Here is a 10,825-nt window from a genome sequence, read left to right as displayed (position 1 = left end):
TTATCCTGTCAAGCTTCTTTCTCAAACCACTCGTCATTCTGTGGTTCTCTTTGTTCAGTATCTTCCTAAGCTCTTCGTTCGAAACCTTCCTCAATTCAGTTATCGTGGGGTAAATGCTCAGAACCTTCAAGGAGGTATTTGATCTGTACTGCCTATCCATAATGTGCAAGTATTCGGGGAAATACCTCAATAGGACTGAATACAATCTGTTGCACTGTTGACTATGAGACTTAGATACAATGTTATACATAGTCACCAGTTTAGTTATCTTCGCTCCCACCCCTGAATATCTTGCCTTGAGACAATAAGAGGGATGTTCCTTGAAGGTAAGAGCTATTGCCTTGGCATCCAGACTATCGCTCTTTGCTCCAGAACTGAAATGATACTTCCTGGCCTCTTTGGACCTACAAGGAGGTAAGACATACACCTCTCTATTGTTAATGAGAAGGTAGTCTCCTATCCTGTTGTTTGCTTCTTCGATCACGAAAACTGCCTCTGGATAATCGTTCAGCAGTCTTTCGTAACCTTTAACTGAGTCTGGGATCTTGAAACTCTTGTCAGCCTTGAGGTCATAGCAAGTGTGGGAGTCAGCTGACCAGTCGATACCTACGATCGTACCACTTTGCTCTTTCATCTCACCAACACCTCACAATAAATGGATTAGCAGTCTGTGAGTACCGATTTCCCTGTTGTAGAGTTCCTGAGGAACTTTCCCCGGATGAACTTATCATAGAACCTGAAGTACTCCCAGGAAGAAGATGAGTGTTGTCACCACGTAGCTCTTCCTTCATAAGGAAGGCTGATAGACTCCAAGTCTCTACCTTCTCCCTGACTGCCACCATCATTGTAGAAAAACCATTCCTTACAATTCAAGTCATAGCTTATATACCTACAACAGACTCCATTATTTACATTGATTTTTCGGGACAGACTCCATTATTTACATTCCAGTAACGTAGTGTTCGTTCACGAATGTGAGAGGAAAAGAAGGTGGACACGAAGAATCGGACTCCAGCAAACACTGCAAGTAGTATTCGTCTAGTCTGACTAAATTGGTACAGACACGGAACGTTTTATCAGTTCTTGTTTTCGCCAGAGCTATCCAAAGAGAAGAGCAGATAAGCTGTCTCTAATTGCCCATGGGAGTATGGACCCGTCCACCGAGAGAGACAGAACTTGGTTAAGCAAATACAAGTGAGGCCATAAATGGGCATAATATGAGAAAGTAATACGATGGTATAATTTTCTTGAAGTTTTCTGCATTGGAGGGATTTCAGTGCTTGTTTCCCATCTGTCCGTCAAGAACTGGAGAAATTTCCGTGAAATCGATGTGGATCTTACCAGAAGAGTCTTTCTTGTAGGGCCCAACGCATCGGGAAAATCCAATTTCCTCGATGTGCTTAGATTTCTGAGAGACATAGCAAAGTCTGGGGGAGGCCTGCAGGAGGCATTGACCAATCGAGGAGGTATTTCGAAAGTTAGATGTCTGTCGGCGCGCAGAAGCTCAGATGTCCAAATTTCGATTACTCTTTCAGATGATCAAAGAAAAGAAGAGAAGTGGCGTTACTCGCTGGGCATTACTCGTGAAACAGGTGGTAAGCGACTAGAAATACTGACTCATGAAAGAGTTTGGAAAGATAACACACTCATTCTCGACAGACCCAATGAAGGAGATAAAGAAGATCCTCAAAGACTTACACAGACCAATCTTGAACAGATTAGTGCTAATAGGGATTTCAGGGAAGTGTCTGAGTTTCTTCAGCGAGTGCAGTATCTTCATCTCGTCCCTCAGTTCATACGATTCGCCGCTACATTTTCCGGTTATGCTTTGCCTGGAGACCCTTTTGGCCAGACTTTCGTAAAGAGACTCGCCGAGACTCCGGAGAAGACGAGAAGTTCTCGACTAGAAAAAGTTGAAGAGCTCCTGAAGAAGGCAGTGCCTCAGCTCAAAGATCTTTCATTTGTAGTTGACAACATGGGGAAACCCCATTTGGAAGCAAGGTATGAACATTGGAGAGGCCACGGTGCAAAACAGCGTGAAGATCAGTTTTCCGATGGAACGCTCCGCCTAATTGGACTTCTCTGGGTAATTCTTGAAGACAATTCATTGCTCCTTCTTGAGGAACCAGAACTGTCTCTTCATAAGGCACTTATTCAGCTGCTTCCAGAGCTAATGTATAAACTTCAAAAGAGCAAGAGTCGTCAGGTTTTATTGAGTACGCATAGCATGGACTTGCTTATGAATAAAGGTATTGCACTCGAAGAGGTTCTTCTTCTTACACCATCGCCAGAGGGAACGGAAGTAAGAGTCGCCACTTCAATCGACGAAGCAGCTACCCTTCTTGAAGCGGGGATGAGTGTTGGTGAGATTGTGGCGCCTCACACTATGCCAAAGGATATTCGTGAACTAGAAGTCTTGTAGGAAATTTCTTTGGTGACTCCATTATTTACATTCTAGGAACGTAGTTCTTCGTTGCGGAGCTAGGAACTTTGTTCTTCGTTCAAAAAAAGCGATACACGGAAGAGCGGTTCATCGCTCCGACACTTCGTGTTCGGGTTTTTGGTTAAGAACTACGAGAAGAGGAGAGAGGGCGAGACGGATGAGAAGAACAAGATCCCGTATTGCAGTCCTGAACAGGACCCCCAAACAGAAGCATATTGGGGCACGCTTCTCAGGGCAGGCTATACGGGATGACAGTACGGGGGGACTGTGGGATGACACCCTTTCATGTCAGCGTGCTTTTGGCCAGGATCCCGGTCCTTCTTCAGAGAGAACAAGAGCGAGATCCCGTATAGGAACATTACGGGATGACTATGTAAGGCTGTTCCGAGAATCCAACACCTCGTCATGCTGAACTTGATTCAGCATCTCGATCCTAAGAGCTGCTGTACGCTTAGTACTGGAAGAACGGTTCTTCGTTCAACGCTACGCGTCCAGGTTCTTGGCTAAGAGCCCGGGAATGGGGTTGTGGGGTCTAGGGTCTCGCATGAGAAGAAGTGATGCTGCTTTGCAGGAGGGACAGACGTCAGGAGAATCGTCGTCCCTATTTTCGCTCTCGCTTGTCATGAGCGAAGCGAACTCTGGAAGCTCTTTCCCTGCTCTTACCAACTCTACAAACACAGTGGTTATTTCCAGCTTAGGTCATCAGGCTCCCAGTGTAAGCCGAAGATCTCATCTCTCTGCAAGGCTTCAAGTACAGGGATTAGGAAGTTCTTGATTTGGCCTATAACTTCCTCAAGAGATGTATCAAACGTAGTGTTTTTCTTTTTGGCGAAGGCTGTCCATCTTCTCTGATGGAGTGAATCGGAAATGAATTGCTTCTCGAATGCGACGATGTCTTCAATCGGAGTGCTCCGATTTCTGAATGTTTCCTTAATTGCGGCCTGTAGAGTTGCGCCATCAAAACGAAAGAACTTGCACAGCAAGAAGATGTCGTAGAAGTCTTTGTAGCGACTGGTCAGGAAACCCAGCGAAGCTATCGCTTCTAGTTTTTCCGCGATAACCGATTCTTTTGAGTATGCAAAGACGACCGGCTCCGGATCATTCAGTAGAACCGGGAATTCCATCTGAACCCTCTCGGGTGTTATGCAATCACCAAATCCGACATCGACGGTTATGGATAGTCTTGTTCGCTCCATGTAGGCCGTAATGGTTACGCGAGTACCCGGGTGTTGTTTTGTATCTGCAATGGTACGTAGGTTCATACTTTCCAGATCAAAGCGTATCCCATCGTCGGCATTTAGCGAGAAGATATCATTGAAAACCTTATCGAGAGATTCCAATTCATTGCTGATCCTCTGCCCCAGCAGATCTATATCGGTTGTTGAGCGGGGAAACCGCCCTTCAAATAGCGCATAAAGAAAGATCCCGCCTTTCAATGTGAATTTGTCTCTATGGGGAGACAGGGATAATCTGTAGATGGTTCGCTCAAGCGCATAGATTTGCAGTAGATCCTGATAACTCCGGCCTTGCTTCTCGGCCAGATTTCTCAGCCGGGCTTTTACAGATGCTGCATTGTTCATAGCAGTACCTCCAGATAGGTTCTCAGTGTTTTTGAATTTCCGAGCTCCTTGGCATATCTGTACAGTTTGTTCAGGTTTCGATTCTTTTTTGCGAGATACTGAACAAGCACTTCCTTTGCGACTTCTATTCCGAGCCTTTCGCGATATTGAAGAATGTCGATTACTGTCTTTTCCGGGTCATAAATGGAGAACTGATTCGAGTCTTCGTCAATAGTCACGATTCCGATTTTGTAGCGCATGTCGCTGTAATAGTAAAGTTGAATCTGGGGCCACTCTGGCTTCGTATAAAACCTGTCGCTCCTAGGAATCGCTACGTCTATTGCTCTAGAACGCTCTGTGGTAAGCTGCCAGTAGATTGCCGAGCTAATCAGGCAGATCACGCCCCTTGGCACATAAGCATCAACATAGTAAAAGTCCGATTCATCACCCTCGTAGATTAGATTTTCATAGCTTTTGCGCGTCAGTTTCTTAAGGATATTCTCCTCGACAAGCTTCTTGATACGATAGAAGCTATATCCCATATCTTTGAGTTCATCTATTTTGATAATCTTCTTCTGAGGCAGTTGGTGACTTGTTGAGTTCAATAATCTCACCTCTTCAACAACACTTTCAACAAACACCTGCATGATTCTGTATCTGCAGATGTTCATGAAAATTGTATCATGAATTGCAGTGATTTAGTTGGAGAGCGAAGAGCCGTCCTTGGTAAGAGCGCGGATAAATAAGATACATAGGGACCTTATCATGTTAATAAGGAAATGTCTACTACTCAAGTGACATTCAAGTTCTCGACTACATCCTTAGTGGCGGCTAAGGATGGATGAGCTGATCTGAGCCTCAATTAATGATGCTTATTCCACTTTCCTCTTGTGTTCTTTCTGCGGCAGTAGTAATCTGGGCGTTGAGTTCATCAGTCTCTACTTCATTAAGCAAAGTAAAATCGAGATCATCTGAGAATCTGTAATTCTCAAAGTAGGCTTTTCTAATGCCTGTGTCACCCTTCAGAACCATGTCTATTTCTCTTAAATGCTTTAATATCCAATTCTGTACATAATCTCTTTCTATGGCCGAAATTGGTACTCCCATTTGAGCAGATTTTTCTTTTATTTCTTGTGGCCTAATCATTCCAAATCTCCCAGTATTTTTTCATCCAGATTTACTATGAGCATCCATTTTGAATCCTTTGGCCCTTCATGTGTCATTGTTGGATCAAGATATACATAGCTTCTTGTATTGATAGCGGGAAGGTTTATATCTAAATCTAGATAATCACACAAATAACCCAGTCTCCTAATGACACCTGTATTATTGATTTCCTTTGTGTATTCAGCTAGTCTATACTTATCATATTCTCCACTTTTTATGGCTTTTGCCACTTCTACAATGCCACCGCAGTATTGCGGTTTGTCCAGACAGTCTACTATTGTTTTTTCTTTATCTGTTATGTTTATTTGATCGGAATCTATCCAGGTCTTTCCTATACCGAAAAATTTGTGTTCTTTTATTCTTACTATCTTGTACCTGATACCAATGATTCTCTTTTCCCGTATGTCCTTTCTCGAAGTTGTTTCAATGAATACGGTATTTGGTAGTTGTTCAGTTAATCCATAATGGTTCAAAGCAGACCAATACGCTATCGCATATGGGTCTACGAGCAATGAACCAATAAGGAATTCATTTACAGTGTATTTGTCCTTTTCTCTTCCCAAAGGTACTATCAGATACTTTCCTCTCTCGATTCTTTTTATCCACCCTCCCTTTTCCAGCCTAGAAAGCATTACCCAAAGGACATTTCTTTGAATATTGAACTCATTAGCTATATCGTTTATAGTAAACACGTCACCCTTTTTGGCTAATTTGTCTAGAATGTCTATTCTCATTCCAATACACCTCCCTTACCCGATATGTTATGTTTTACGTATCTAAGTAAGAAATTGCTCTATTCATAGTTTAGCAGATTGTCCATGTCTTTCAATTTGAAGAGAACAAGGACACGTATTTTTCGGGACTATTTTTCTATTGTTCGGGACTCCATTTTTTACATTCCAGTAATACAGTTCTTCGTTGCGGAGCGGAAGGAACCGTCCTTGGTCCTTCGTCCAGGAACATGAACCCGTCCTTCGAAAGTGCCGCTGTACGCTTAAGAGCAAAGATCCGCTGATCGCTTGGAAGAGCAAGGGCATTACAGACCTTTGGTGACTCCATTATTTACATTTCAGTAATACAGTTCTTCATTCAATTAGAACGGGTCTGCCGTCAACGGTTCTCCGTCCTCCGAGAAGAACGTATGAGCCGGGCCTAGGGTTGTGGGGTCTAGGGTCTGGCAAGAGCAGAAGTGAGGCTCGCTGCGCGAGGAAGAATAAAACATTAGACGCAAGGCTGGCGAAGAACCTTTCAAGAAGTGATGCTGGCACTTACGCGCCAGGAACAAAGCGAAGAGTTGCCTACCGATCTTCTTGATCTGTCATCCCATTCAGGATCATATTCTTCTTGTAGGGGCGAACGGCTGTTCGCCCGAAGAGGAAGTTCTCTCACACGCGCAAAGCAGAAGGCAAAAAGGAGCCAGTCTGCTGATGCAGGCCAGTCAAATTAGACAAGGTTGCCCGTTGGCAGTTCACCGTCCAAAGATCCGGTTGCAAGTTCCATGATGCAAGTTGTAAGAAGAAGCCAGACCTCTATCTGAAAGAGCAATGATAAGTGTCATCCCGCTCTCAAAGTCATCGTCTTTCAGCCTTTTATGTGATTCTGACAAAGCTCCTGGCCAGGATCTGGGCTTTGGTCTTGGCGAAGGACGGGTCCGTGATCTGGGACGGACAACGAAGGACGGTTTTTCACAGCGGTCAGCGTCTTCTTGCAAGCGGATTTTCAAGGCGTACAGCGGTTCCTACGATCGAGATGATGAAATAAGTTCACATGAAAACGCGAGGCGATTTTGATCTAATCGCTAAACGGGTCAATACTTTTGCACGGTAAACGGTAATTCAAGTTAGAAGTGAGCTTTGTCAGGCTTCAGATGATAAAATTGATATGGTGAACTGTATGGCTTTGAAGTTGAGGACTACGTGTTTTTGGGATGTGGATATCAAGAAACTGGACAGAGAAGAGGACAAGTTCTTCATTATCTCTAGGGTTCTGGAATACGGGACGATGGAGGATGTTCTCAATCTTATTTCTGAATATGATTCGCAAGAGATTGCGCAGGTTGTTAGAAGAAGCAGAATAATTGGCAGACCAACCGCCAATTTCTGGAGCCTTATTTTGGATATTCCTAAATCGGAGATAGCCAGATGCTTAGCACCGACAGACTTTCATCACAGACTCTGAATCTTCTGAATATTCTTGAAAGTAAACTCCCCGATTTTTATCTTGCAGGGGGCACAGCTCTGGCGATGTACTATGGACATCGAGTGAGTTTCGATCTGGATTTCTTCACAGCTGAGTCTTATAGGCCAGAAGCGCTGCTGGAGTATTTGAAGCAGTTGGGCGTTTCTATAGAGAGTGTAAGGATACAGACAGGTACACTTGAAGCTGAGATCGAGGGTGTTCGTGCGAGCTTTTTTGAATATCATTACGAGTTAGTTGAGCCTTTCAATAAGTATAGATCGCTTGATGTGGCTTCGGTAATCGATATCGCCGCTATGAAGCTGAGCGCTATCGCTGCAAGAGCAGAGAAGAAAGATTACTTCGATTTCGCTGGAATTCTGAAGAGAGAGTCTCCGGAAAGAGTTCTTCGAGCTTTTGTCAAGAAGTATGGTAAAGAAGTCGATCTTTACCACATAATACGGGCTGTAACCTTTTTCGATGACGTGGAGGACTCCCCGGATCCATTAGAAGCAGTTTTAAGCTGGAAAGAAGTGAAAGAACGTTTGGAAGCGAAAAGCAAAGAGCTATTCGATTTGGCGAAGAGCTTATTTAGACCCGAATATGACTAGATATGTGCTTGTGGATAGACCCCGTCCTTTTCGGAACCTTATCAGCTTTTTCGTGACCAGCTTTTTCGTGACTCCATTATTTACATTTCAGTAATACAGTTCTTCATTCAATTAGAACGGGTCTGCCGTCAACGGTTCTCCGTCCTCCGAGAAGAAAGCGTATGAGCCGGGTCTGGGGTTGTAGGGTCTAGGGTCTGGCAAGAGCCTTAGGAACTGTTCTTGGAAAGAGCAATTCTTCGTTCCGACGCTGAGCGTCCAGGTTCTTCGTTCTTGGTTAAGGAGTGTGAGAAGAGGAGAGAGCGAAGACGGTCGCTCTCGCTTTCTCGAGAGGACGCGAACTCTCGATGCTCTTTCTCCCTTGTTTTATGAACATAGAGCACTACGGAATGACAGTACAAGGGCATTCCAGTTGGTGAGACATCTCTGATCATCTTTGATAGGTTTGTCTGACATTAAGTGCTTTCCATTTGAGCATAGGCAGCTTCTTGATTCTATCTGCCAGTTCTTTGTCATCGGTAATGATTTCTGGTCTGATTTCGCCTTTTTCGTTTAGGATTCTTAAGAATTCTCTTTCATTGTCCTTCAGAGGCAGCAAGTAAGAGACTACTCTCTGGCAAGATCTTTCGATGTCACTGGCAAGAGTGTCGAGTTTTTCTTTGTCAAGTGTGCCTCTTAGAAGTGGCAGCAATCGTTTTTTCAGGTCATTCTTGTTTACTCGAAGTGATTTTACGTCTATTTCGAGCCAGTTTTTTCGATTCATCCCCCCAAAAACCGTAAAGGCAAGCCGGAGTTTTTCAAGATCAAGGGTGTATATTTGCTTATCAAGCAAATATACATCATAAAGGTCTCTGCTTGTTTCTCGCGAAAAGCAGGCCGCGATTTTCGAGGCGAAAACTTCCAGCTTGTTTACTAATGGAACTCTGCGAGCTATTTGACTACCTAGCTGCCTTGAATCCATTGTTTCTATTTCAAACAGTGGAACCCTCATCATGTAGTTTATGTCAACAGACAGGTTTCCTCCAGAAGATAGGGAGCTTACGTACCTCAATGAATAAGAGGTGGCCGCTTGTGAATCCCTTTTGTTTCTTATGGACAGGCTCTCTTCAAGGCATACTGATTCTATGATGTTCTCAAAACCGTTTCTGTCACGGTCGAGTTCTTCTCGAGTGGGTGATCCAATATAGTTGATATCTATATCTACCGACAATCTTGGAATTTCCAGGAAGAACAGATTTATTGCCGTTCCCCCCTTTAGGGCGAAACTTCCTGCAAGTCGATCGATATTTGATGCGCGATCAAGCCATGAAAGCAGTAGAGAGACTTTCTCAATAATCTCCTGCCGATAACCCGTCTGACCGGATAATCTGGACAGAGTCTCCCTGGATATTCTCATTGTTCTTCCCAGCTTTCATTCAATATGTATTCAGGAATTACGAGATTCCATTCCTTTACCAACCTAGCTCTGTCAACTCGTGATCGATCAAAGTAATGCAGCGAAACGGGGATCATTTTTTTCAGTTCTCTCAATAGAGTCTGGTCATTGTTTGTGATTTTCGGATGTCTTTGTAAGAAGAAGCCTACTTTGGCGCTCGTGGTAGAGTTGTCAAGCGCTCTCAGATACTTCAGCAGGTTTTCGATGTTTAGATACTCGGTCGTTTTGAGGGAACGCCAGACCTCTTCAATTCCGCCACATAGATTGGGTCTATCGAGCATATCTACAAAGGTTCTTTCTCTACTGGTTATAAGAACGTTTATACCGTTTATATCCACTTGTTCCGTGAGTAGGAAGTAGCTGTCTGAGCGAAGCAGCTTCTGAGAAGGGTGAGTCGGTATGTATTCGATTTCCCTGAACACTAAAGGATGCACACTCTTCATAGTTAAGAATGTTCTGGTACTGAAAAGCGAGTAGGTATTCCCATTGAATTCCTGAGCCGTATGATAGGCAAGAATCGCATCCTCTGTTCTCTTTGCTGCAATGAGAAATGAATCCGGGGCGAATTGTTCTGCCTTCTGGTTTAGGGGTACCACTGCGTAGAGACCACGACAGATTTTGAGGACCCGGCCTCTCTTAACGTGATAATTCAGAAGAACGCTGTAGTTCTCAAGACTCTTCGCTTCATTCTTCTTCAGAAATTCTTTCAGTTCATGAGTCGTGAAGACCGGTGATTCTTCAAAAAAAAGTTCTAATCTCACTTGATCTCCTCTCCGTTACTTGACATCTAGTGGCATATAGTATAAATATTTTATATTTTTAGGTGATCCATGTCAAGCACAATGATAACGTCGTCGTCGTAAAATGAGCCGGGTCTGGGGTGTGGGGTCTAAGGTCTGGCAAGAGCCTTAGGAACTGTTCTTTGAAAGAGCAATTCTTCGTTCCGACGCTACGCGTCCAGGTTCTTGGTTAAGGAGCGCGAGACGGTGCTCTCGTCTTCTCGTGAGCGCAGCGACCTCTCGTAAATGCTCTTTCTCGGCTCTTTGCAGCGATCAGCGGGTCTTCGTTCTTAAGCGTAAAGCGGGTCTTAGATACGAGATCCCGTGCAGAACCATCACGGGATGACAGTCCTTAATGTCATCTGGCATGCTTTGGCCAGGATCTCGCTCTTGGTTTTGATCTTGGCCAAGAACGAAGAACAGATCCTCGTTCGGTGAGTAGCCCAGGGGGATTTCACCCCCAGGCTCTCTCAGAACCGGACTTGAACCTCTCGATTCATCCGGCTCCCATTATCCAGCCATATAGAATATCCCCATTGTCCAGTGTAAAAATAGATGAGGCTCCCTGCGAGCAAGAGCTTGGAGCCATTTACCCGCTTTTGTGAGGCCTCTCCTTTTCTTGTACTTGTTTCTTACCCACTGGACTAAGGCTTTGTTTA

10 protein-coding genes and 1 pseudogene are annotated in these 10,825 nt (G+C 44.2%); 3 read left to right on the top strand and 8 right to left on the bottom strand.

Features of this window, described 5'->3' with window-relative positions; genetic code table 11:
• Nucleotides 1–634 (bottom strand): IS110 family transposase (locus tag B3K42_RS07695; RefSeq protein ID WP_292598118.1); only part of this gene is annotated, 634 nt, incomplete at its 3' end.
• A gap of 642 nt (nucleotides 635–1,276) precedes the next feature.
• Between B3K42_RS07695 and B3K42_RS07690 the strand changes: the two genes are divergently transcribed.
• Entirely contained in the window at nucleotides 1,277–2,422 is a 1,146-nt protein-coding gene (locus tag B3K42_RS07690; RefSeq protein WP_292598115.1) for an AAA family ATPase, read from the top strand.
• Nucleotides 2,423–3,126: 704 nt separating this feature from the next.
• Here B3K42_RS07690 and B3K42_RS07685 read toward each other — a convergent pair.
• The 4 genes from B3K42_RS07685 to B3K42_RS07670 form a co-directional block, all read right to left on the bottom strand.
• A complete protein-coding gene (locus tag B3K42_RS07685; RefSeq protein ID WP_292598112.1) occupies nucleotides 3,127–4,023 on the bottom strand; it encodes a nucleotidyl transferase AbiEii/AbiGii toxin family protein in 897 nt (298 codons plus the stop codon).
• Entirely contained in the window at nucleotides 4,020–4,616 is a 597-nt protein-coding gene (locus tag B3K42_RS07680) for a type IV toxin-antitoxin system AbiEi family antitoxin domain-containing protein (protein WP_258367239.1), read from the bottom strand. The genes B3K42_RS07685 and B3K42_RS07680 overlap by 4 nt, the downstream gene beginning before the upstream one ends.
• Nucleotides 4,617–4,860: 244 nt before the next feature.
• A complete protein-coding gene (locus B3K42_RS07675; RefSeq protein ID WP_110990360.1) occupies nucleotides 4,861–5,148 on the bottom strand; it encodes a nucleotidyl transferase AbiEii/AbiGii toxin family protein in 288 nt (95 codons plus the stop codon).
• A complete protein-coding gene (locus B3K42_RS07670) occupies nucleotides 5,145–5,903 on the bottom strand; it encodes a type IV toxin-antitoxin system AbiEi family antitoxin domain-containing protein (RefSeq protein WP_110990359.1) in 759 nt (252 codons plus the stop codon). Before B3K42_RS07670 ends, B3K42_RS07675 begins: the two co-directional genes overlap by 4 nt.
• A 1,159-nt stretch (nucleotides 5,904–7,062) precedes the next feature.
• Here B3K42_RS07670 and B3K42_RS07665 point away from each other — a divergent pair.
• Nucleotides 7,063–7,347, top strand: coding sequence for a DUF6922 domain-containing protein (locus B3K42_RS07665; protein ID WP_103134793.1), 285 nt, complete (start codon nucleotides 7,063–7,065; stop codon nucleotides 7,345–7,347).
• A complete protein-coding gene (locus B3K42_RS07660; RefSeq protein ID WP_292598105.1) occupies nucleotides 7,311–7,955 on the top strand; it encodes a nucleotidyl transferase AbiEii/AbiGii toxin family protein in 645 nt (214 codons plus the stop codon). Before B3K42_RS07665 ends, B3K42_RS07660 begins: the two co-directional genes overlap by 37 nt.
• A gap of 427 nt (nucleotides 7,956–8,382) precedes the next feature.
• Here B3K42_RS07660 and B3K42_RS07655 read toward each other — a convergent pair whose 3' ends face one another.
• The 3 genes and pseudogenes from B3K42_RS07655 to B3K42_RS13765 form a co-directional block, all read right to left on the bottom strand.
• A complete protein-coding gene (locus tag B3K42_RS07655; protein ID WP_110991256.1) occupies nucleotides 8,383–9,348 on the bottom strand; it encodes a nucleotidyl transferase AbiEii/AbiGii toxin family protein in 966 nt (321 codons plus the stop codon).
• Complete coding sequence (locus tag B3K42_RS07650; RefSeq protein ID WP_110991255.1) at nucleotides 9,345–10,148, bottom strand: type IV toxin-antitoxin system AbiEi family antitoxin domain-containing protein; 804 nt, start codon at nucleotides 10,146–10,148, stop codon at nucleotides 9,345–9,347. Before B3K42_RS07650 ends, B3K42_RS07655 begins: the two co-directional genes overlap by 4 nt.
• Before the next feature lie 528 nt (nucleotides 10,149–10,676).
• Nucleotides 10,677–10,825: pseudogene (locus B3K42_RS13765) on the bottom strand (group II intron reverse transcriptase/maturase); the annotation flags it as partial.

The sequence above is a fragment of the Mesotoga sp. UBA6090 genome, assembly GCF_002435945.1.
In the GTDB taxonomy this organism is placed as follows: domain Bacteria; phylum Thermotogota; class Thermotogae; order Petrotogales; family Kosmotogaceae; genus Mesotoga.
This window is presented reverse-complemented; position numbering and strand designations above follow the sequence as displayed.

What these genes read in the sequence shown, in the direction of transcription:
- B3K42_RS07685 (WP_292598112.1), bottom strand. Translation starts at nt 4,023, where the DNA reads ATGAACAATGCAGCATCTGTAAAAGCCCGGCTGAGAAATCTGGCCGAG.
- B3K42_RS07675 (WP_110990360.1), bottom strand. Translation starts at nt 5,148, where the DNA reads ATGATTAGGCCACAAGAAATAAAAGAAAAATCTGCTCAAATGGGAGTA.
- B3K42_RS07670 (WP_110990359.1), bottom strand. Translation starts at nt 5,903, where the DNA reads ATGAGAATAGACATTCTAGACAAATTAGCCAAAAAGGGTGACGTGTTT.
- B3K42_RS07665 (WP_103134793.1), top strand. Translation starts at nt 7,063, where the DNA reads ATGGCTTTGAAGTTGAGGACTACGTGTTTTTGGGATGTGGATATCAAG.
- B3K42_RS07660 (WP_292598105.1), top strand. Translation starts at nt 7,311, where the DNA reads ATGCTTAGCACCGACAGACTTTCATCACAGACTCTGAATCTTCTGAAT.
- B3K42_RS07655 (WP_110991256.1), bottom strand. Translation starts at nt 9,348, where the DNA reads ATGAGAATATCCAGGGAGACTCTGTCCAGATTATCCGGTCAGACGGGT.